This is a genomic window from Bradyrhizobium sp. 186, from assembly GCF_023101685.1.
In the GTDB taxonomy this organism is placed as follows: Bacteria; Pseudomonadota; Alphaproteobacteria; order Rhizobiales; family Xanthobacteraceae; genus Bradyrhizobium.
Map to the genome: position 1 here is coordinate 7,961,153 of NZ_CP082164.1, position 23,087 is coordinate 7,984,239.

At 57.7% G+C, this 23,087-nt stretch carries 17 protein-coding genes; 8 read left to right on the forward strand and 9 right to left on the reverse strand.

All coding sequences use genetic code 11. From position 1 onward, the window contains the following. Positions 1-2 precede the first annotated feature (2 nt). The gene (locus tag IVB18_RS38325; RefSeq protein ID WP_247985431.1) at positions 3-1,133 is read right to left on the reverse strand and encodes a polysaccharide pyruvyl transferase family protein; all 1,131 of its coding nucleotides are present in this window, start codon (positions 1,131-1,133) and stop codon (positions 3-5) included. Positions 1,134-1,563: 430 nt separating this feature from the next. Between IVB18_RS38325 and IVB18_RS38330 the strand changes: the two genes are divergently transcribed. After that, positions 1,564-2,364 (forward strand): FkbM family methyltransferase, encoded by an 801-nt coding sequence (locus tag IVB18_RS38330; protein ID WP_247985432.1) that lies wholly within the window; start codon positions 1,564-1,566, stop codon positions 2,362-2,364. A gap of 85 nt (positions 2,365-2,449) precedes the next feature. On the opposite strand, the gene IVB18_RS38335 is transcribed toward IVB18_RS38330, so the two are convergent. The 6 genes from IVB18_RS38335 to IVB18_RS38360 all read right to left on the reverse strand — a co-directional run bounded on the left by IVB18_RS38335 (position 2,450) and on the right by IVB18_RS38360 (position 10,003). Continuing rightward, positions 2,450-3,406: a GDP-L-fucose synthase gene (locus IVB18_RS38335; protein WP_276581204.1), complete on the reverse strand. Its 957-nt coding sequence runs from the start codon at positions 3,404-3,406 to the stop codon at positions 2,450-2,452. Further along, the gene (gmd, locus tag IVB18_RS38340; RefSeq protein ID WP_247985433.1) at positions 3,387-4,469 is read right to left on the reverse strand and encodes a GDP-mannose 4,6-dehydratase; all 1,083 of its coding nucleotides are present in this window, start codon (positions 4,467-4,469) and stop codon (positions 3,387-3,389) included. The genes IVB18_RS38335 and gmd overlap by 20 nt, the downstream gene beginning before the upstream one ends. Beyond that, positions 4,466-6,022, reverse strand: coding sequence for a lipopolysaccharide biosynthesis protein (locus IVB18_RS38345; protein ID WP_247991829.1), 1,557 nt, complete (start codon positions 6,020-6,022; stop codon positions 4,466-4,468). The genes gmd and IVB18_RS38345 overlap by 4 nt, the downstream gene beginning before the upstream one ends. 13 nt (positions 6,023-6,035) lie before the next feature. Beyond that, entirely contained in the window at positions 6,036-7,136 is a 1,101-nt protein-coding gene (locus tag IVB18_RS38350; protein ID WP_247985434.1) for a glycosyltransferase family 61 protein, read from the reverse strand. A gap of 179 nt (positions 7,137-7,315) precedes the next feature. Next, positions 7,316-8,662 carry a glycoside hydrolase family 16 protein gene (locus tag IVB18_RS38355; protein WP_247985435.1) on the reverse strand — a complete coding sequence of 449 codons (1,347 nt, stop codon included), beginning with the start codon at positions 8,660-8,662 and terminating at the stop codon, positions 7,316-7,318. A gap of 213 nt (positions 8,663-8,875) precedes the next feature. After that, positions 8,876-10,003 carry an acyltransferase gene (locus IVB18_RS38360; protein WP_247985436.1) on the reverse strand — a complete coding sequence of 376 codons (1,128 nt, stop codon included), beginning with the start codon at positions 10,001-10,003 and terminating at the stop codon, positions 8,876-8,878. Between the two features lie 142 nt (positions 10,004-10,145). On the opposite strand from IVB18_RS38360, the gene IVB18_RS38365 reads away from it, so the two are divergent. Next, positions 10,146-11,462 carry a hypothetical protein gene (locus IVB18_RS38365; protein WP_247985437.1) on the forward strand — a complete coding sequence of 439 codons (1,317 nt, stop codon included), beginning with the start codon at positions 10,146-10,148 and terminating at the stop codon, positions 11,460-11,462. On the opposite strand, the gene IVB18_RS38370 is transcribed toward IVB18_RS38365, so the two are convergent. Further along, positions 11,452-12,543, reverse strand: a complete 1,092-nt coding sequence (locus IVB18_RS38370; protein WP_247985438.1) for a glycosyltransferase family 2 protein — start codon at positions 12,541-12,543, stop codon at positions 11,452-11,454. The genes IVB18_RS38365 and IVB18_RS38370 overlap by 11 nt on opposite strands. Before the next feature lie 166 nt (positions 12,544-12,709). Here IVB18_RS38370 and IVB18_RS38375 point away from each other — a divergent pair, with 166 nt between their 5' ends. The 6 genes from IVB18_RS38375 to IVB18_RS38400 all read left to right on the forward strand — a co-directional run bounded on the left by IVB18_RS38375 (position 12,710) and on the right by IVB18_RS38400 (position 20,967). Further along, positions 12,710-13,243, forward strand: a complete 534-nt coding sequence (locus IVB18_RS38375) for a hypothetical protein (protein ID WP_247985439.1) — start codon at positions 12,710-12,712, stop codon at positions 13,241-13,243. Between the two features lie 430 nt (positions 13,244-13,673). Continuing rightward, complete coding sequence (locus IVB18_RS38380) at positions 13,674-14,657, forward strand: NAD-dependent epimerase/dehydratase family protein (RefSeq protein ID WP_256476580.1); 984 nt, start codon at positions 13,674-13,676, stop codon at positions 14,655-14,657. 665 nt (positions 14,658-15,322) lie between these two features. Continuing rightward, positions 15,323-17,743 carry a polysaccharide biosynthesis tyrosine autokinase gene (locus IVB18_RS38385; protein ID WP_247985441.1) on the forward strand — a complete coding sequence of 807 codons (2,421 nt, stop codon included), beginning with the start codon at positions 15,323-15,325 and terminating at the stop codon, positions 17,741-17,743. Positions 17,744-18,045: 302 nt separating this feature from the next. Further along, positions 18,046-18,726 carry a hypothetical protein gene (locus IVB18_RS38390; RefSeq protein ID WP_247985442.1) on the forward strand — a complete coding sequence of 227 codons (681 nt, stop codon included), beginning with the start codon at positions 18,046-18,048 and terminating at the stop codon, positions 18,724-18,726. A gap of 265 nt (positions 18,727-18,991) precedes the next feature. Beyond that, positions 18,992-20,242 (forward strand): hypothetical protein, encoded by a 1,251-nt coding sequence (locus tag IVB18_RS38395; RefSeq protein WP_247985443.1) that lies wholly within the window; start codon positions 18,992-18,994, stop codon positions 20,240-20,242. A gap of 53 nt (positions 20,243-20,295) precedes the next feature. Further along, complete coding sequence (locus tag IVB18_RS38400; protein WP_247985444.1) at positions 20,296-20,967, forward strand: hypothetical protein; 672 nt, start codon at positions 20,296-20,298, stop codon at positions 20,965-20,967. 129 nt (positions 20,968-21,096) lie between these two features. Here the strand turns inward: IVB18_RS38400 and IVB18_RS38405 are convergent, their stop codons facing one another. Then, positions 21,097-22,722 (reverse strand): undecaprenyl-phosphate glucose phosphotransferase, encoded by a 1,626-nt coding sequence (locus tag IVB18_RS38405; protein WP_247991830.1) that lies wholly within the window; start codon positions 22,720-22,722, stop codon positions 21,097-21,099. Between the last annotated feature and the right edge of the window lie 365 nt (positions 22,723-23,087).

Genomic DNA, 23,087 nt, shown 5'->3' on the forward strand with positions numbered 1-23,087 from the left:
CGTCATCCTTGATCCGGCGACGCCGGAGCGCCTTTGCATATATCCAGAAAGGTTGCGACCGCCTCGTCCACACTCGTGCTCAATGGTCGGCCCAACTTCTCGAAGGGCTTGCTCCAGGCATCGACAAAAGTGCTGATCTTTCCATAATTGTTGTCAAGGACCGAGTGCGGAACATTCAACAACACGCAAAATATGTGCGTGTGAAGCCGGTCCGTGATCACATAGGCCGACGATCCAACCTGCTTCATTCCACGCGCTACACGGTTCGACGCCAAAAGGTGAAACCATCGAATGCGCACGTCGAGCTCGGATGGCATCCTGCCTTTGAACACGAGAAGGGACGTCTCAAGCAGCGCCTTGAGAAACAACCACTTTCCCAAGCCGCGCTGTTCCGTCAACCAGTCCTCGACGACTGCAAAGCTCGGAAGCGGACGAGAACGCGCCCGCTCTACCTTCTCGTGATCGGTTCGAAGCAGCAGCAACAAATTCCTCGCTATTGCCGCTCGTGAGCTCTGCGGCCCCAGGCAAAATGCCATGTCTGGACAGAGATCGACGGGCGCCGTGAATTCCTCTCTCGCGACCTTCAAACTTTGCACGTCGCGAACCAGAATCAGGAACTTTTTGTGAGCGTTGATGATGCCCGCGGCGCGCTGGAGGCTTGCCTTCGAGGAGAAGTGTATGGTTTGCGGCAACTGGATGATCTGGCGGTCGGGAAACTCCGATAGAAGCCTGAGACGAAACTCCTGATGACTTGGCCAAAGGTCACCGAAATTGCCGCCGCCATGGATGAGGATAGGTCCGGCAGGAACCGCTCTTTCAAAATCCTCCTTTGCCCAGGTGTCGTACGTGCACACGTAGGACGGCGCTCTTCCCAGCTTCTTTTGCAGATAGGTCTCTTCACCCAACCATATCGCGCTGTCTCCCACATTTGGATGGTTGGGGAAGTCAACCAGCGCAAAGTCGTCGACGCCTTCCAGATAGGGCCCGATGACCCTGTCGATCTCACTCTGCAATTCCGTGATGAGGGTATGAGAACCCTTCATGGGATTTTCGGCCATCGTCCTGAACTCTTCGGTGCCGCCGGTCGCATCACAGCATCGAACGGCTTCTGATGCATTACCCAAAATCCGCATTCGACAAATCCACTTCCGCGTTCCGCGAGGTACTTGCTACAGCTGGGTAAGGACGCATCTGCGTGCTGCCAGCGAGAGTGCCGGACAGTTTGCGGTGCCGGGCTTCCTGCGTCAGGCATCAGATTCGATCTTTCGCGCTCAGCCGGCGTCTGCCTCAATCACGCTCTCGCGTCCCCTGGTGTCCCTCGCCGGCGCGGAACAGATCAGATTCCAGGGAACGGATAGATCCGCTTAGCAGCCAAAGGCAGTGTCGGCAACGCTGCCGACTACCGATAGCACCGCACATATTCATGACAAAAATCGAATCTATTGAAGTCTTAAGGCAGGCAAATGTGTCCATCGCAGCGAACATAGGCAACGTACCTACCCGGAGTGCCGCTTCTTGCAGCAAGCGGCACCCGGACGCGTTAGCGAGCTCGGAGTCAACCGCATGATTGGTTTGTTGAAGGACTATGTGAAGTCACGCCTGCTCGATAACGACCTTATGATATCCGGCACCTCAAAGGAGGAGGAGCTCAGGGAGTACTTCCGGGACCTCTTCCCTGTGGCAACGGACAAGAACTTGATTCGACTGGGCGGACTGGCTGACGGTGGCTATTTGGTTCCGGACGACCTAGATGGATGCGTCGGTTGCTTTTCCCCGGGCGTTTACAACGTCTCTGATTTCGAGCTCGGGCTATCCAAACGCGGCATACCATGTTTCCTAGCCGACTTCTCAGTGGATGCACCCGCGATCCAGAATGACCTGCTGGATTTCGAAAAGAAATTCCTCGGGAACGAAAACAACGCCAAGTTCATGACTTTAGAGAATTGGATGTCGAGAAAGGGCCCTCAGACCGGCGACCTCATTCTCCAGATGGATATTGAGGGCGGCGAATACGAGGTTCTCATCGAAACGAGCTCAGACTACCTGAACCGCTTCAGGATCATGATTATCGAGTTCCATTCCTTGGACAGACTTCTCAATCCCATCGGTCTCAAACTCATCGGAGCCGTTTTCAAGAAGATCACCAAGCACTTCGACGTCGTACACATCCATCCGAATAATTACTTCAAACCGATCGAATACAGGGACTTCAAGGTCCCGCCGATCATGGAATTCTCGTTCTTGCGCAAGGATCGCGTTTCTCGTCGGACGCCTGCGAAAAGGTTTCCTCACGACCTCGACAGGAGAAACGTCACAGACAGAGACGACGTCGCGCTGCCGAACTGCTGGTTCGCCCCGGAGTGATCGCTCCGATGCAATCGCGCCAACCGCCGACAACGGGCGCGCGTTCAAGCGACCGTTGGCCCGCACAACAAAGCGGTAGCGCTCCCTACTCCGCCGCCTGCGCGTTTTCGCTGAGATACGCCTGATAGGCCAGCTTGAGCCCATCCCCGAGTGAGGTCTTGGCCCGCCAACCCAGTTTCGCCAACCGGCTGACGTCGAGCAATTTGCGCGGGGTGCCGTCGGGGCGCGAGGTGTCATAGCTGATCTCGCCAGAATAGCCGACGATCGCCGCGACCACGCGAGCGAATTCGGCGATCGTGATGTCCTCGCCGGTGCCGATATTGACGAGCTCGCCGCTCGAATAGGTCTTCATCAGGTGGATGCAGGCGTCCGCCAGATCGCCGACGAAGAGAAATTCGCGCCGCGGCGTGCCGGTGCCCCACACCTCGACGTTCTTCGCCCCCGACATCTTGGCCTCGTGGAAGCGGCAGATCAACGCCGCGACGACGTGGCTGTATTCGGGATGATAATTGTCGCCGCGACCGTAAAGATTGGTCGGCATCACGCTAATGAAGTTTGATCCGTACTGGCTGCGATACGCCTCGATCATCTTGATGCCCGCGATCTTGGCGATCGCGTAAGGCTCGTTGGTCGGCTCCAGCGGGCCGGTCAGCATCGACTCTTCGCGCAGCGGCTGGGCTGCGAGTTTGGGATAGATACAGGATGAGCCGAAGAACATCAGCTTCTCGCATCGATTGACGTGCGCTGCGTGAATGACGTTGGTTGCGATCGCCAGATTATCGTAGAGGAACTCGGCGCGCAGCGTGTTGTTGGCGACGATGCCACCGACTTTGGCGGCAGCAAGGAACACTGCCTGCGGACGCTTTGCAGCGAACCATTTGTCGACAGCGGTCTGGTCGCGCAGGTCGACCTCGCTCCGCGACACCGTCAGCAGCTCGACATTTTCCACTGCCAGCCGCCGCACCAGCGCGGCGCCAACCATGCCGCGATGGCCGGCAACGAAGACGGTCTTACCGGCCAGTTCAAACGGAGTGCTTACCATTGGCAACCTCTCGCCTGGCCTCGAGCAAATCGCCCGCCATCATTTCCTTGACCAGTTGCGCGAACGGGGTCCTGGGTTTCCAGCCGAGCTTCTCGCGCGCCTTGCTGGGATCGCCGATCAAGAGATCGACCTCGGTGGGACGGAAATAGGTCGGGTCGATCCGCACCACGATCTTGCCTGACTTCTTGTCGATGCCGGTTTCCTCGACGCCCTTGCCCCGCCATTCGACACTGCGGCCGACTTCGGCAAAGGCGAGCTCCACGAACTCGCGCACCGAGCGGGTCTCCCCGGTTGCCAGCACGAAATCGTCGGGCCCGTCGGCCTGCAAGATCATGTGCATGCCTTCGACATAATCCCTGGCATGGCCCCAGTCGCGCTTGGCCTCGATATTGCCGAGATAGAGCATTTCTTCGAGGCCCGTCTCGATGCGGGCGACGCCGCGCGTGATCTTGCGGGTGACGAAGGTTTCGCCGCGGATCGGGCTCTCGTGGTTGAACAGGATGCCGTTGCAAGCATACATGCCGTAGGCCTCACGGTAGTTCACCGTAATCCAGTAGCCGTACAATTTTGCGACGCCGTAAGGCGAACGCGGATAGAATGGCGTCGTCTCCTTCTGCGGCACTTCCTGCACGAGGCCGTAGAGCTCGGAGGTGGACGCCTGGTAAAACCGCGTCTCCATCTCCATGCCGAGAATCCGGATCGCTTCCAACAACCGCAGCGTTCCGATCGCATCCGCGTTCGCGGTGTATTCCGGGCTCTCGAAACTGACCGCGACGTGGCTCTGCGCGGCCAGATTGTAGACCTCGGTCGGCCGGATCTGCTGCATCAGGCGGATCAGATTCGTTGAATCCGTCATGTCGCCGTAATGCATCAGGAACGGCACGTTGCCAGCATGCGGATCCTGATAGAGATGATCGACACGGGCGGTGTTGAATGACGACGATCGCCGCTTGATGCCGTGGACGGTGTAGCCCAGGCCGAGCAGATACTCGGCGAGATAGGCACCGTCCTGACCAGTGATACCCGTAATCAGCGCGACGCGGCGCTTCGACCTTTCATTCATAATTGCTCACCCGGCTGCGCGGTTGTCATTGACGATTTTCCCAGTTTCCCAAACCTGTTGGCGATTGCGACGAGGATTCGCAGGATCTCAAGCTCGGGCCCAGTCGGCGAGCCTGCCGCTCGCCAGACTCCAAACAGTGACCCGACATAGGCAAGAGCGCTCACGAGAACTACAGCGATCAATCGAGCATAGACGTGAGACTCATGGCCAAAAAATGTGACGAAAGCCCAATTGGTCAGAAGACCGGCAATGATCATCGTGCAGGTGGACAGAACGGTCCTCAGATTCACGAGAAATTGCCGGGAGACCGAAGTGTCGATCAGTTCGCGGACGAGGACCATGTTGTATACGATACCGCCGAGCGTAACCGCCACGCGAGCGACAAGCAGGCCAAGTATCCCTCCTACCCACAAGCCGGCAACGATGATAGGCAGCCTCACGATCAGGATCGCAACGTCGCGATGAAATAATCTGCGGGTCTGCCCAAGAGCCAGACCAAGGGGCTGGACGGTCGCGCTGAGTGTGTGCAACGCAATTGCGCCACCGAGAAGCTGGATCACGATCGTCGCGCCTGCCCAGGCCTTACCCAGAGCAAGCGGCACGAACTGGTCGGCGATCAGCGCGAAGCCGAACCCCGCCGGAAAGGCGATCGCACACAGCATTGATTGCGCCGACAGATAAGCTCGCTGCAGGGCGGCTTTGTCGTCCCTCAGCTTGACGAACGCGGGAAACAGCGTTCCTGCAAGCGGGTTTGTGGCTTCTCTTGTCGGTGTGGCGGCCAGGTCGCTGCCCAGCACATATCCGCCCAGGGCGGATTTCCCGAGAAAATATCCGATGATGATCTGGTCGAAACGCCAATTCAGCGTGCTGACGGCCTGTCCGAGTGATAGCCACACAGAGAACGACCACAGGGAGCGACTGCCCTTTATCCGGAATTTTGGCCGGAACGGCCGGATCAAATAGGAGGCGACGACGTCGACGAGATTGGCGGCGACGGCCCCGGCGATCAGCGCCCAATAGCTCTTGAAGCAAATGGCGATCCCGGAGGAGACCAGAATGGTTGCGAGCGCCCGGCTGATGCTCGTCACGAATTCCTGCCAGAAGACGAGTTGCCGCTGCATCATTGCGAGCATCGGATTTCGAAGACCGGATATCGCAATCGAGCAGCTCAGGACCAACAGGATCGGAACCAAACGGCCATCGCCGTAGGACAACGACACCGGATAAGCGAGCAACGACAGCAAGAGTGCGAGCAAGCAAGCGCGAGCCAAGCTCAACGTCCACGCGGCGTGGAATTGGTCTTCAGTTGGATCCTTGTGGTGAATGAGCGCCGATGTCAGGGACAGTTCGGTCATCGACGTCAGGATAGCAATGATGGCCGTCGCGACGGCAACCAGGCCGAAATCTTCCGGCGTGAGCATTCTCGCCAATATGAGCGTGTTCAGGAAGCCGAGACTGGCGACTACCAGCCGGCTCACGCCGATCCAGGCAGCTCCGATGGCGATTGAATTTTTCGACAAAGGAAGCCCCGCATGCGCACCAGCAGCGACCATTTTCAATGCTCGTTCATTGACAGATGGTTTCCAGTGCGCGCTCGAAGACGTCAGGCGCAACCTCGAAATCGAATGGACTTGGTCCAAACGCGCCCTGCGGGCGCGTTCCCTTGCTGGGCCCCACAATGTAAGAATATTCCGCGCCGGCGGATGTTGCGATCGTGTAGTAGTAGGGATGCACGTGGTCTGAGGGTATCAGCTCAAGGACCTTTGTTCCCGGTGGGCAGAATACGAGATTTGTCAGGCCTGCACCATGTGGGCCAACGACAATCGAGCATTCCGAGAAAAACGTCGCTTCATCCTCGACATCATCAAAGTCGTAGATCTGGAACCCGAACTTTTTCAGCGCAGGCATCAGCTCTTCTTCGTTGGCGACCTTCCTTTGCCCTTTGCGCGGAACGTATACGCGCCCGTCGTGACGAAGCGGCGACTTGGCTACCTGCGAGCGGAAGAACTCAGTGAGCCACGGCGCATAGTTCCGCCGCAAGCCCGGAAACGAAGTGCCGATCACGAGATCGGCCTGGATATCGTCCTGGCCTGCCCACACGCACTTGTGCATTGGAATTCCAAGCCGGCGAACGAGTTTGGCTGCTGTTTCGGACGTCGGTTTGGGCAAATAGATATAATCCACATCATCGAGCGACAGGCCACTGTTCTGGAAAAGCGCCAGGCGTCCCAGGCAATCGAGGAGGAAGTGCCCATAGTTCCCTCCGGCGAAATCGCTCGCCAGCGAGAGACAGGTGCCGCTCAGCGGCAGCGGTGTCCCGTAGGCAATTGATCTTGGATGGCGCGAGAAAGACGATCCGTACCAGGTGCTCTCGTAGAGCAGCGATCCATCCTCCGTCACGAGCCAACCGTCCGGACCGAGGATGCGGGCATTGTTCAGGCTGAGAACGCCCAGCTCAGGCATTCTATTGTCAACGCTTTCACCGAACCCTGCGTCGCGGCTGCCGAATCGAATCGGCGCCCTCCGCGCAAGCACCTCTTCTTCGACTGCAGTCAGCCAGGTGTGCGGATGTTCGCTTCGCCACGTGCGATGATCGCAGAGCCGGCTCGGGCTGCCGCGCAATGCACCACGGAGGATTTGCCTGACGGCCCGAACCTTGGAGTTCATGGACGATTACCTTTGCAAGACACCGACTGTGGCAGGTAAGCCCGCACGACGGGGGCTCACCTGCCACAGCCAAAGCAAAACTCAGACCGACATCGGACAGCGTGCCGATCGGAACCAGCGCTACTCGGCCTGATCCAGATCACGACGAGTTGTACTTGGGCCAGAACCACCCTTCCCGATCAGCGTCCCACATGCAGCGACAATAGACGGCAAGATCGGGCTTTTTTTGGTTGGATCAGCGTAGTGTCGCAGGCAACGGGGACTTCTTTGGGGCCAACCTCGCCCGCAACGTCAGCCGTCAGTTTGCTGCCCAGCAGGTAGTTTCCCTCGCGCGGCACGGCCGGCAGCGCAAATTCGACTAGACTGGCGCCATCTTCCCCTTCCTTGCGAGAGACCGGTTGCAGCGGCTTCTTCGCCGATGCGATGATGGCGCCGGTCGTTTCATCGAAGACGTATACGTGAAGCGTTCGATTTGTTGGATAGTCATCCGGAATCTTGATCGGAACTTCGATCTTGAGCGGATCGGTCGTGTTCAGCGACAATACCCCTGCATTCGGCTTCTTGTCCGCTACCGCCTTCGTGACGTTGAGGAATGTCGGCTTCGGCATATCGTTGAGCGCTGCCGTATATCCAAAATCATTCGGATCGGGTGTCACGTCGCTCGGACCACATTTCCGGCCTCCCCGCTCGGACGTTGTGAACTGGCACACACGAACGTAGTCGATCTTGAACGTCTGCGGGAAAGCCGCGTCATCGACCCCGTGCCGGCCTGCCCAAGCCGCTCCGCCGACAGCGAAATTAAAATCGATATGCGCCGGCGGCCCCAGTTGGTCGTCCTTCCTGAGCCACTGGTACGTGCGCGTGTAGATGAGGCGGCCGTCCCAGAAGAACGAAATGCGGTCAGGCGCCCAAACGAAACCGGCAATATGCCAATCCTTGTTCAGGTCCTCCTTGCTGACCATGTCCTGAAACCTGAGCACGAACGAGTTGTCCAAATAGGTGTAGGACTGCGGCGTCCACTTGTCCTTGCTCATGGCGTTCGAGTGCAGCATGTTCGGCTTGTCTTCCACGCCGTTGATGACGTACTCGAAAATGTCGATCTCCGGTGGATGCCAAAATTTTCCATCGATGTCGTAATCGGCTTCGAGCCAGAATGCCGGCCACGATCCCCGCGCATTCGGAAGAAAGACCCGCGCCTCATAGTAGCCGTAATAGAATGTCTGGTGGCTTCGGATCATCGCGGAATCGAACGTGTCCGACGCCTCATTCTTTTTTGCAGTCAGACTCAGGACACCTCCGGACACCACGTGGTTGTCGCGGTAGCGCTGCTTTTCGTCGTTGAACCGGTCCATCGTTTCGTTGTTGTAGATGTACCGGGTCGCCCATTTGGTTCGATCAAGCTTGTCGCCATTGAACTCATCCGAAAACACCAGCTCCCAGCCGGCGCACCACACCGGCGTTGCCGATCCGAGCGCAAGAACTATCGAGGCAACACAAAGGGCTTGCCTGCGCGCGACTGCGATCATCATCGAGATCCTTTCGGTTCGGCTGTTGGCTCCGGCGGGGACGCTGTGCCGGTCCAATGCGCAAAGACTATGGCAACGGTGACGCTGCCACGTCGCGAGCCGGCACGCTCAAGCACACGGCCCTGCTGCTTTTTCCCGAGCAGATGTTCAACTTGCGATCGTTTTGAGGCGATGACTTGTCGACCACTCAAGAACATTTGACTGCTCCCCCGATCAGGTTCCCTCCTTGAGCGCTGTCGCGTCCTCCATGATCGGCCGGACTGCCGGCTTCACCTTCGAGACCCTATCAATCCGTTTTCGTATCTTTCCCGTCGCCTTTACTTCAAGGAACCGATGGCTGATCGTTGCAACGATAAGCGACGGCGGAAGCGAGACCAGGAAGAACACCAGTTGCGACCCGTGGCCCAACGCATCGACCACACCAGTTCGATACATGATTAGCTTGACCCCGGCCATGACGAGCGGCGGCCAGAGATAAAAACTGAAGCTGATCGTCCCCAACCACTGCATGACCGGCCAACGGAGCGTTCTTCCGAACGGACCGTTTCCGCGGGACATGCCCAGCAGGAAAATGGTCCCAAAGACGCCACCAAGAACGACAAATGGAAAAGCAGAGATCCAGTCATGGAATGAGAGATGCGCCGGCGTGACAAAGCCCACGTAATCCGTTGCGCTGGCAAGCTCGAGGCCTCTCCAGACAGTCAAGAACAGCACGAAGAAGATAGCCGGGTATTTCGCCAAGGATTGCAATAACGTCGACGATAGATACTTCTCCGCAACAAGCACGCCGCCGATCATTAGGAGCGCGCGGGGGTAGTACACGACGAAGATCAGAGAACCGGCGGCCAGTGCCAACGCCAGCGGCCGACTGAAGCCGCTGATCAGGAAGACGACGGCGCATACGCCATAGAACAGGAATTCGTATCCGAGCGACCACGCAGCAGGATTGATTTGAATGACGTCAATAAATGGAGGCGGAGCCAACAGATTTGCGCCCACCAGCAGCAGACTTTGACCCTTTCCTGAAAGCCAGCCGAAAATCGCAATCGCGATCACCGTCGCCCAGAGGACCGGTAGAATCCTCGCATAGCGGTCAAGGATAAAGGTCACGACCGAGGATGCCCGATACAGGCTTGGCAGAATGACGATTCCGCTGATGCCGAAAAAAAACTCGACACCGAACTTTCCGGTCTGCAGCGCTTCTCCCAACACCCCCCTGGCAAACCATTCGAACGTCGGGAGTCCGGAATGAACAACGTGATAGACGAATACCATGAGGCAAAACAAACCTCTGCCACCATGAACGTAAGGGTTAAATTTTGCGCTCGTGTCGTGTTCCATGTGGAAGTTGCTACCGGCTCCAGTATAGAGGGTTTAACAGCCTCACGAGCGAGACCAAGGTCGATCGCGATTGTTGTCCCGCGCCGCCCAAGCGGACACTACCAACCGAGGCGCCAAGAAACAGGAATCGACGAGTCCGAACATGGTGAGCCTCGATACATTCCCAGCCAGAAGCTCGTCTAACAAGCGCGCTGCAGCAGCGTCAAGTGACGAGAGCAACAGCGTCATTTTCGCGCATATCGCCTTCATTCTGTGCATTTGCATGCAGCGCTTCGGACTCCTCGTAGGAACCGGACAGATCTTCTTTTCGCTGTTCGGATTCTTTGCGCTCGTCACGTGGGGATGGTGGGTTGGCCTTGTGCGCCTTCGCCTGCCACAGACTCTCGCGTTCGGACTTGTCGTCGTCTGGTTTCTCGTCAGCGCAGTCGCCGCGGCCGAATCTCCTGATCGCGGTGTGGAGACCAGCCCGGCGTCGCTTGCGATGGTTCTTGTCACGAATTCGATCTTCCTATTCGGACCCTCAACAAGATTCTCGAACGAGGCTGTCCTTCCCACTTTCTTGTTCTATGTTCGCTTGTGCGCCGTTCTGGCAATCGTTCAGATTGTCCTCCAGTTCGGCGGCATACGCATCTTCTCGTTCAAGGATGCAATCCCGGCGCTTGATCCGGTCCTCGTTGAGTCTGCGTACAATCAAAATGCGGTGGAATTTTATGGGTCCTTGAATCGACGCGCGAACGGGTTTTTCCCGATGGAGCCCGGAGCGCTATCCCAATTGCTCGCTATAGGTGTAATCGTCGATGTCTTCCTTTTGCGGCGATTTAGCTATCTTCCGCTGTACGCCATCTCATACGTCCTGACCCGATCCGGATCGGGCCTCTTGGTGCTCGCCGTGTCCCTCGGCGTCTATCCCCTGATTGCTCCGCTCAAATCGCTGCGCGTTATCGCCATTGGAGCGATCGCTGTCTTGATGATCGGAACTGCCTACCTCGTTGCGCCGGAACCCTTCGATCCAATCGTCAATAGGTTGGATGAATTCAGTTCAACCAAGTCGAGCGGCTATGCACGCTACGTCGCACAACTACAGACCTGGAACTATCTCTTTCAGACCGACAGAGTGCTTATCGGCTCCGGGCCTGGCGGATTGGAGCGGTCGCCTGCCTACTTTGGCGGCAGCGGGAATCCCGTTCTCAAACTCGTCGCAGATTACGGAATTATCGGGCTTATAATTTTCCTGTTTTATCTCGTCTTCTCGATATTCCGGAAAGACAACTCTATGCTCGCATTGACGATGCTGGCTTGCTATCAGCTCGGCGGCGGCAACCTCGCCATGGCTCCATTTCTGATCATGATGGCAATGCTGTGCGTATGGTCGCAGCCGCCAAGCGCCCGCCTGAGGTCGATCCGCCGTCCAGCTTCCGTCCAACGGATGCAGTCCAGCGCTGCCCCGATCATCGAATGACGCGGAATAGACCGAGCAAAGCGCGCAACCATTTCGGCCGCTGGGCAGGTACGTATCGCAAACTCACCAGGGCACGTCGAAAGTACCGCGGACTGATCAGTACGCACAAAATCCAGCCCAGCAACGATATGCGCTGGGATATCGAGAACCCTTGCGGAGTCGCAACGGCCCGAAGCGCGTCGACAGCGACGCGCAATGAGCTGTCCTGGGCGATTGGATGGAGATCTGGCCGCAGCTTGAACGACGCCGTCCGCAAACAAAGAAATATGACATTTCTGTTGAGCGCATCGGGCGCCACCGGTAGTTTTTCGGTGCTCGCGATCTCGGCAAAGAATTTGTAGCGCCGCCGCGTGAGGTCGATCTCTCTCGCAAAACGGGTATCGTCCAGTTGAAGGAAGGCCCCGTGATTGAGGCCATGCACGCGATAATCTGCCAAGGGCTTGGTAATCGTCACGATATGGCCACACGCGGGGGCGGCCGCCAGAAGATAACTGTCCGGCGCCCGGTCGACAAAGTCGGATTCAAAGCCGAAAACACGCTGGACAAACCATCTCGGATAGGCATTTCCCGACCCGGGCGGCGTCGGATAGGCACCGGTCGTCGTCATCCACTTGCGGATGTCCTCCGAGGCTGGACGGGAGAAGAACTGCGGCAGGACATTTCCAGTCGGCTGCCCCCTTGCGTCGATAACGCGCATCTGAAACTGATATTTGCTCGCGGCCTTCGACCAGACGGATGCAATCTCCGTCATCACATCGGGATGCAGGGCATCGTCCGAGTCGAGAAATATGATGACGTCGCCAGAGGATCTGCGAAAGCCGTTCACACAAGACGGCATCTGCCCAGCGTTCGCCTGACTGATGATCGCGACCTCGTCTGCAAATTCGTTGATGACGTCAAGCGAATTGTCCGTCGAACCGTCATCAACGACGATCACTTCCACTTTCGGCCATCGAATATCCAGCGCGCTGCGGATCGCAGATCCCACGTAAGCGGCGTAGTTGTGATTCGGAATGATGACGGAAACGCTCGCCAATTCAGCGCCCCGCACCACAGTGTGACTTGGTGTCTGCTTCAGCATTGGACGCCGGGAATACTCGCGTTGAGGATACTCATCATATGACTGCCGACACAGTATCATATTCGACAGATGTTCAATGACCAGACACTCCATCTACGAATGGTGCACTCTCTAGCACGGGTTTTCCATCGCAAAGGAAGAGGCAGGTTTCGATCGCTTGCGATCGATGGAACAATTTGTTCGTCATTCTGTTGCCGCAACTGCAACGCTATCCATGCAGAACGAGCAGTGGAGATATGTAGTGACGATGTGTGACGACCGATCGACGAGCTCAGATGGTTTCGTGGCGATATGCGTGGCGGTCGTTTCATCGCTGCTCACAACGACGGCCGATGCACAACTTTCCGGCTACGGCCGCACATCTCCACCGATGTATGGCGGCTCCGGCATTTCGACTCGGCCTTCGAGTTCAATCCGGCCCATGGAAGGCACTTACGCTCCAAATCACAAGACGCCGGACGGGAAGCTTTGCATATCGGTCAATCCGTTGACGCACCCGCAAGCTATGAATCCTAAGATCATCGACCAAATAGTTCTGGTTCAAAACATTTGCGGCGAATCGATCCGGGTTCAGGTTTGCTATGCTGGCAGCTCCGATTGCATCGTCGTTCCGCTCGCAGGCTACCAGAAGCTGCAGAGGGCGCTGGGCGTCGCGGCTGGGTCAACCAGCTTTCAATTTGAGTATCGCGAGCTCTATTGAGCTCGCCGATGCAGACGAGCGGCCGTAGCTGGATTGCAATCAAACTCTTACGAGCAATATGCGAGCAACTCGCGGACGCGCCCTTTTGTCCACCTCATGCTGCCAGCCATCGCGGCATTTGTCGATGACTCTGGCGGAACGATGATCTCGAGAATATCACACGCACTACGGGTCACAATCATGTTATCGCCGCATGATCAACGGATGACCAACCAACTGCTGTCCCGATTGTCCGCTTATGTGCAGCAGCGGGAACCTTTCGGCACCCAGCAAACGCTCTGCACGTCAAAGCGATCGTGCTCTTTGCAGGCACAGCTCTTGCAGCGGAACGTAGTGCAACTCATCGATCTCCTTCGCTCAGTCGATTACGCCCGGACCGAAATTCTTCGCACTTGATTCAGTATCCTCACTCACGTTGACCCTCGAGCTCATGTCCAATCCTACCCAGGCTATCGTATTCGGAGGCGCAGGCTTCATCGGTACACATCTGATGACGCGTTTGGTCGTTTCCAGGAGCTATAACCGGATCGTCTCGGTCGATATCGGCAAGCCGAGGGCGCAGGTCGATGGCGTCGAATATGTCCATCATGACGTCCGTGAGCCGATCGATCCGAAGCTCGGGGGCGGAATGCCTGCCGACATCTTCAACCTGGCTGCGATCCACGTCACTCCGGGTCACCCGGAGGGTGACTATTACTATACAAACGTGCTCGGCGCGTTGAACGTCTGCCGATTTGCGAAGGAGACGGGCAGCCGGAATGTCATCTTCACCAGCTCGATATCAATCTACGGCCCGACCGAAGCCCCGCTCGACGAGGACGCGACGCCGGCGCCGGTCAGCGCCTATGGACGCTCCAAATTCTCGGCCGAAGCGATCCATCGCCTGTGGCAGTCGGAGGCCCCGGACAGGCGGCTCACGATCGTTCGCCCCGCCGTGATCTACGGACGCTACGAGCGGGGCAATTTCACGCGATTGTCGAGGCTTCTCGAGAGGCGGGCCTTCATCTATCCCGGCCGAACCGACACGATCAAGTCGTGCGGCTACGTGAAGGATCTGGTCTCGTCTATGTTGTTCATGGCGCTCCGCAACGACAGCCTCTCGATCTACAATTTCTGCTACGAGCACCGTTACACCATCGGCGAGATTTGCTCTGCCTTCTCTCAAGCCGCCGATTACGCCAAGCCAACGATAACCATTCCGATATGGCTGATGAATCTGGCGGTACTTCCATTCGAGATACTGCACGCTGTCGGCATCAAGACCGGCATAAATCGCGACCGGATCAGGAAGTTGTGGTTTTCTACTAACATATTGCCGAAGCGGCTGGTCGCAAGCGGGTTCAGATTCGATTACGACCTGGCAAGCTCGCTTGCGGAATGGAAACAGGAATCCTCCATCAAGGATTTTGATTGAGAACTCGACCGCTTGACTTTTCCAGCATCCGGGCAAATTCAATTCACCAGTGGAGCTTCGCAACCGATGCTCGCCATCGCAGCGGATGCACCGAAAACGGGCTCCCCCCGCAGTCGTGCCGTTCGCGCTCGATCGGAAGGCTGAGACAGGATGCGTTTCCATTGCGGTTTTCGATCCACCTGCTCGCCATCGGCCACACTCAGGCCGATATTGCATTGCAGAATTTATTGGTTCGTCCGCGTTGTTCCATCTGCTCGGTACGGGATCAGGTCGATCCCTATCCAGCAGATCAGCGAAAGATGACCTTCTAAAGCGGTGCAAATTGTCTTCATCCTGAAAGTCGCGGTCCTAGGCGGGTTGGCGGAGATGCGCATTATGACGATTTTGCGGCGAGCGGAACCGGCAATGGCACCCGGCGGCGTTGCCGAAAATTCCTTAGCCCTCAATTACTCAAACAATCTGTCTGGCTGTTCCACCGATAGTGTCGGCGGCGTCGGTCAACTCTCGACCGCTGCGACCTCGACCACTGTATCCGCCGTGTCGAACTCTTGCTGACGTTAGGCCGTTGGAAGCGGCACTTTACACGTTCACGGATTCAGTGCGGCGGCAAGGCGAGCCTGCTGCCACGCGTTGCAATCTACAACACGTTCACGTAGGCGAGGCGGATGCTTCAAACCAAAATCACATCTCGTGAGATCGAATCCACTGCGCCCGAGGCCCCGTCGCTGGAGCAGACGATCTCTTCTGCGCTTGCGCTGGTCAGCCGGCAGTATCCCGTGATGATTTTCACGCTGCTCCTGTGCATCTGTCTTGCCGGAGTCTACGTGTTCACGGCACCAAAACGATATACCGGAACCGCTATCCTGATGATCGATAGCCGCAAAATGCAGGGCCTGCAGACGCAGGCGCAGACAACCGGCACCGACAACCCTATCGACTCGGCGATGGTCGATAGTCAGGTCGAACTCCTCAAGTCCGAAGCGATCGCTTCCAAGGTCATCAAGGACCTGAAGCTTGTGGAGTCGTCAGAGTTTATGAGCGACGGCGCCGGAGTGCTCAGCACCATCAGCAACACGATTTCCGGATTATTTTCCGAATCGAAGCCTCCGACGCAAGAACAACTGCTGCGCGGAGCTCTCGCTCGCTTTGCAAACGGCCTCAGCATCAAGCGGGTCGGCGTGAGCTATGTTATTGAGATCTCCTTTCAGGCGTTATCGCAGGAGCAGGCCGCGCAGATCGCCAACGCGGTCGCCGACGACTATATCGTGGACTCGCTAGAGTCGAAATATCAGGCCTCTAGGCGCGCGGCGGTCTGGCTGCAGGACCGATTGAAGGAACTGCGGTCGCAGGCGTCCACCGCCGAACGGACCGTCGCCGACTTCAAGGCCAAAAACAATATCATCGACGCAGGCGGGCGACTGCTCACCGAGCAGCAACTCGCCGAAATCAACACTTCGCTGACAACTGCTCGTAGCCAGCGTGCCGAGGCACAGGCCAAGCTCGAACGCATCACAGCGATATTGAATGCGGACAACGAGGATTCAAAGGTCATTCTGAACGACTTGGCGACCGTGAGCGAGACGATGGCCAACCCGGTGATCACCAAATTGCGCCAGACCTATCTCGAGTACGCGGCCAAGCAGGCGGATTGGTCGAACCGGTATGGATCAACCCATCTGGCCGTCGTCAATCTGCGCAACCAGATGCGCGAAATCCGACGCTCGATCATTGACGAACTGCGACGTACGGCCGAGGTGTACAAGAGCGACCTTGAAATCGCCAAGTCACGCGAAGAGTCAAGCCAGAAGAGCTTGAATGATACCATCGCGGTGTCGAACAATACCGGCCAAGCGCAAATCGTCCTGAGGGATCTGGAAAGCAACGCGCAGAGCGCCCGCGCGTTGTCTGACAACTTCCTCCAGTTGTACATGGTCTCGGTTCAGCAGCAGTCGTTTCCCATTACCGAAGCGAGGGTGATCACCCAGGCCGCGTCGAATCTTCCAAACAAGACGTCGCCGAAGACGACACTCATCCTGCTTGCAGCGTTCGTGGGCGGATCGATTCTTGCGGGTGTCGTCGCAGTCCTGCTCGACATGATGGATCGCGTCTTCCGAACCGCTTCTCAAGTCGAACAGTTCGTGCACACAAGCTGTCTCGCTTCAATTCCGGTCATAGAGCAAGGTGCCGTCAACGCTACCTCTACGCAGCCTAGCAAAGCGGCCTGGCGGTTCGGCAAACGCGGCAAGCCAAAACCGCAGCAGGCGCCGCCACCGAGATACGGCGGTCGCGGCACGACGTTGCCACTCCAGGGGGCGGAGCCGGGCCCTAGCCACCCGCAACCCCATCGCGAGCGTTTGCTTTCGACCGAGGAGAGCGTCGGGCGTTACGTGATCAACGCCCCATTTTCGCGCTTCGCAGAGGGTTTTCGATCAATCAAGCTGGCCAGCGATCTTGCAAATTACGGCTCAGCGTCCAACAAGGTCCTGGGAATTACCTCCGCCCTTCCCAACGAGGGCAAGTCGACCATCAGCGAAGCGCTGGCACAGACGCTTGCCCAAAGCGGCTGCCGCACACTGCTGATCGACGGCGATATTCGCAATCCAAGCCTCACCGCGAGACTTACGCCGGCTGCGCAGCTTGGCTTGATCCACGTCGTCGTCGGCCAAGCCGACTGGAAGGATGTGGTCTGGATCGACCCGCAGACAAATCTGCATTTTCTTCCTTGTGCCGTTACATCGCGCTTCTCGAATTCGAGCGACCTGCTGGCGTCCCAGCAGATGGAACATCTGTTCCAACAGCTGCGCCAACACTATGATCGAATCGTTCTCGATCTTAGCCCGCTGGCGCCGGTCGTCGACGTTCGGGCGACTGGAGGGCTGGCCAATTCCTATATACTCGTCATCGAATGGGCGAAGTCGAAAGTGGATATCGTCGAGCGGGTGCTAAGTGAAACGCCGATTGTGCGCGAGCGCATGCTCGGTGCGGTTCTTAACAAAGTGAACGTGTCGGTGATGAGCCGCTACGATACGTACGGCGGAGCCTACTATCGTAATCGATACTACAAGAGGTATGGTTACGTCGATTGACATAAAGGGTTCATCTGGACGTGGAGGGTGGTTCCACGGCGGCCGGATCGGATGTGGACTGACCAGATCGGATCGGCCCCGCCGGGCTTGAGCAGCAAACCTAATCAAGAAGAGGGCTTCGATGTGGATTTGTTCGTCCTCGCAATAGAGCGGGCGCGACCACGGCGTCGAGCCCGTCTTAAATCAGCCAATGCGCGGGCGGGTTTGCGAACCCCATTGGTCCGCAGGTGACCGTTCACGGCATGGAGCCGAATGCCCTGTCTGGCAATTCCGCCCCAGCGGCGACAAAGTTATACGGTGCAATGAACCATGTTTTTGATCTGGCCGTCGAGTACGACATGAAGAATTTGGCTCTAGCGGGGCTTACGTCTGCGTTTATGACCATGCGGGTCATCGTGTTCTGCGCTGGTCTCTTGGTCCTAATCGATGGTTCCAGCCGAGCCGAGCCGCCGCGTCCGGGCATTCTGAATTGCGCATCGGGCGTCAGCGCCGAACAGCGTCGACGTTGTGACGAAGAGGCCTTCAGGCAGGTCCAGTCCGGTAGCCAATCGACCCAACTGGAGGGCGGATGGCGATTGGTGAAAAGTAAAAATCCTGACGGCGGCGCCGATGCCATCTCAGTGATGCATGTCGTCGATAGCGCCAAGTCGGATACGCGCCTTGCAGGCTTGAACCTGCAATGCGGGCAGGACGGTATCGAAGTTCTGCTCATCGTTCTCGAACCACTGTCCCGCTCGACGCGACCGAACGTGGCGCTGATCGCAGGAGAAAGGCGTACAGAGTTCCAAGCATCCGTGATCCAGGGCGGCTTGGCACTGCTACTGCCCGCAGACGCCGCGAATCTTGCTACCATTGACTGGCAGAACGCAAACGAACTTTCGGTCGAAATCGGGGCCACGCCGACTGCTATCCGTGGAGCGGTGCCGATCGCAGGGCTGGCTACGGCTCTGGGTTACTTGCAGCACAACTGCCACGCTCGATGATTCAGCCGACGACCAGAACTTTCATGCCGGTCAATCCCCGCAAACTGACTGCGTTCGACCAGATTTGCGTGCCGCGGACTGGTGATGAATCACACTGTCAACAATCATCGCGGTCAGCAAGACGGCGTTGGCGTCGCATGTTCGGCTATGCGATAGCCAGCAACGCCCGCCCTTAGTCACAATGAACTCACTTCCGGCTTCAAAGTCTCACGGTTTATCGATTGCTCATTGCCTTCTAATCGCATTGTTGGCTGCGACTCCGATCTTGGCAAATGCAAACGGCATCTTTGCACAGCACGTGGTTGCGCTTATTACTGCCGCGATGTTGATCATTGCGGTAAGAGGATCGGAAGCTGACGCATCTGCCGCGCAGTCGCTGAAGCAATTTTTGCCGGTTTTCCTGCTTCCGGCCATTTGGATGGCTTTGCAACTTTCTCCGATGCCCACTTTTTTGCTCGCAAACCCCATCTGGTCGGCGACTTCGATCGCATTGAACCAGCCATCGCTACCGGGTCGCATCAGCGTGGATCCCGGCGCGACGTTGCAAAGCCTGTTTCATTATCTGGTCGACGTGGCCCTGCTGGTGTCGACCGTCATCATCGCCAAGGATCGCCAAAGGGCCGAAACCATCCTGATCGTATTATGCGTGGTAACGACTTTCATGTCGGTCGAAGTCCTGCTCGGCCGACTTGATTTGTTCGCCGGCACGATTCCCGCAACAGGCACGGCTACGAGCCCGTTTCCCGCAGCAGCCGCTTTGGCAATTTTGGCAAACGGCGCGCTCGTTGCCAGGGCACTCGAACGCCACCTGCACCAACAGGACATCCGCAATCTGGCATCGACCCAGTTGTGGGTCGGGGTTCTTTCCGGACTATTCGGAATGGCCGTGGCATTTGCCGCAATGTCGGCCCTGGAACGGGGCGCTTTGTTGGCCGTCACTGGCTGGGGGCTCACTGTCCTCGTTTTCATCGCCGCTGTCCGCCGTTTGGGATTTCGCTCCTGGCCATCGGCAATTTTGTTTTCAGTCGTTGCAACTGTCGCCTGGCTCATGGCGGTGCCGCACTCGCGATCCGCTGGTTTGGGTCTCCTCGGTTTCGTAAGCCTCCCTCCGGAAGCAGTTGCACCGGCAGAACACCTGCTCTTTGATGCACCGATGTTGGGAAACGGCGTCGGAACATTTGGGCTGACTTCGGTAGCCTATCAGGAGTTTGGCGCCACAGCGTCGGCGGTACCTCCTTCCACCGCGATCTTGGTCGCTATTGAGTCGGGACGATTTGCGATCGTGATTCTGGCAAGCTTCGCCGCCCACCTCTTCTTCGTTACCTTTCGCGGCGCCGTTCGGCGAGGGCGCGATTTTTTCTTCGCGGCCGCGGCCGCCGCCGGCGTTCTGGTTGCACTTTGCGAGAGCTTCCTCGATTCAAGCCTATCAAGCCGCACGATCCAGACCCTCCTGTTGGTGATGGTCGGACTTGGACTTGCACAATCTGCGGGTCGGACCAGCGGCGCCAACCAGTAGGGGAGCATGCCCGCGCCATAAGTTTGTCTTTACAACAAGTTAGTCGATCAGAAATGACCTCCTCGAGCAGATTTCGCATTCTTCTGACTGCGTTGGCGCTGATCATCGGATCCCACGCGATCGTCTCGGCTATAGCGGAGGTGACGGCGTTGGAGCGCGCGACATTTCCTGCCGATGCATCCAGGATCAGCTCGCGCTGGACTGGTGACGTGCCCTCGCTGCTGATAACACTCTCTCCTTTCAGATCGGAGCTGGAGAGCAATCATGCGTTGATCGCCGCGCTGCAGGCGATCCAGTCAGGCCAGCAAAAGCCGGCGACCGTACGATCGACAGGGCACGCCGATGCCGTCGACAGAGTCAGCCGGACACTATCAATCTCGCCTTACAATCCTGAACTCTGGTTGGCGCTGGCGCTGCTTCGAGCCCAGCGCGACCCGTACGACCCAGTCGTGGTTGAGGCGTTAAAGATGGCGTACTTTATTGCGCCAAACGACATGCGGTTGATGCCAGTGCGGATCGACATCGCGAGCCGCTTCGATGCGCTTGCTATTCCAGACGTCAAGGAGCTGGTACGCAACGACGTTCGGCTTATCTTGAACCGCCGGCCTGAGTCGAAATGGGCACTCGTGTCGGCTTATCGGCGGGCATCAAACCTTGGCAAGGCTTTCCTGGAAGACGCTATTGAATCGATCGATGCCTCGTTCCTTGCGACGCTGCGCGGTTGAGTGCAGTGAGCAGTGTGGTGAGTGGGCCGTGGTCTGCACCGCCCACAACCTCCTGAAGCTGTTCACCCTCGCAACCGCAGCCCAAGCCGGGTAACCTGCAATAAATGCCCGTCGCAATCCTATCTGGACCTAGGCTTCCTGATACATCAGCGCTGCTGCGGTCCGAAAAATAATCCGGATGTCGAGCCACATGCTCCAGTTGCTCGCATACCAGACGTCGCACTCGACGCGCTTCTCCATCAGATCGACAGTGGGCGTCTCGCCCCGCAAGCCGTTGACCTGGGCCCAGCCGGTCAGGCCGGGTTTCATGTGATGGCGGCAGACGTATTTGCTGATTAGCTGGTCGTAGTAGCTGTCGTGGGCCAGCGCGTGCGGGCGCGGTCCGACCAGGGACATCTCGCCTCGCAGCACGTTCCAGAGCTGGGGCAGCTCGTCAATGCTGGTCTTGCGCAAGAAGCGTCCGACTCGAGTGACCCGCGAGTCGTGCCTCGTGGCCTGCGTGATCGCGAAGCCGTTCTCGGTCACGCGCACGCTGCGGAACTTCCATATCTCGAACGGCTTGCCTTTGAAGCCGCGACGCGACTGCCGAAGGACGATCGGACCCGGCGTATCCAATTTTATCAGGATCGCGGCCGTGATGATGAGCGGCGCCAGCATCAGAAGGGCGAAGGACGCAAAGCCAACGTCGAGACAGCGCTTCTGAAGCCGTTCGAGGAGCGTCAGGGGTGGCCTCTGAAACTCAATAGCAATGGTTCCGCTGACCGGCAGAAACGGCCGCGAAACTAGATCCGCGATCGTTAAATCGGGCAAAAGGCGAATCGGCTGCGGAACCATCCGCAGATGCTGGCTGAGCTTCCGCAGCATTGGCAGCTCGTTCCAGTCGATTGCCACCAGGTACTCGTCAACGTTGGCGGCGCGCGATTGCCGGATCACATCCGAGATCTGCTGATTCCAGACCTTGTCGTCCTGGTCCATTTCCGCGTTGAGCACGAAGTGACGCACGACATCAAAACCGTGCTTGCGAAGATCCTTGAAGCGGTTGGAGGTGAAATCCAGCGGCGCTAGGCTGAGCAGGATGACCTTGCGGTCGAGCAACCGCTCCTTGGCGAAGGCCGACGACAGGCAGTAGCGCCAGATCACGCGGTGCGTGATGAGCGCGACCGCTCCCAACACTGCGAACAGGATGATTGTCCCGCGGGATAGGTCGGACGCCGACTTCAGCAGGAAGGCGAGGACGGCGAGCGTCGCGAGCGCGAACAGCCAGGCGCCGAGGAGCTTGCGAGTTTGCCAGAGCGTATTCGACAATCTGTGGCTATCATAGGCGCTCTGAAAATAAGCGGCCATGATGAACACAATGCCGACTATGACTCCAGCACCGATCCAAGCATCCGGATCGATCGGCAAGTTCATGAACTGGCGATAGAGCGCGCTCGCAGCCCTGCAGCTCAGCAGGATGAGCAGGAAGTCACCCGCGATGATGAAAAGCTGAAACGGTCTCTGCAGTGGGCTGCCGCGGTTCGACGTCGATACGCGGAGATTATCTGAGCCGTACGTGGTTGCAGGCATCTCGAATCCCTTCACTTCAACGGCGATAGCCGCACGAACCCAAAAGCGAATAAACACAACGAATTTGGGGCGAAAAGGGCGAGAACAACGCGAAATGGCCTGCATCAAACTGATGCGATCCAAGCTTGGATTCGCGCGGGCTGCAAACGGAAGTTGCTTGCCAAAAACAGCGACATTGTGGCGCCGCACCAACAAAATTGACTCGTTCCTTGCACTGCAATTATGAGCCGCTGGTTCGATCGCAGGCGCAATCAATCAATTCGTATCGAGCGAATGCTCCCACCGTGGCCATGCGGGCCTGAATGCGTGCGTGTTGAGGGCCCTAGAGCTGTTGCGCCGACATCGTTCGTCGGCTGTTTCTGACGATATTGTGCTCCGCCTTGAGGCCTGAGCGCCCCAAGCGAGCGGCTCCGTGCGGCCAAGCGCTTCCGCCCGAAGGCGTGACTCGTCGCGTCAATCGCAGGCCGTAGTTGCCCGGAATCCACAAACGACGATTGTTGCCGTAGCCGACTTTTGCCCGAATTGATAAAGGTAGCCGTGGCGCAACTCACATA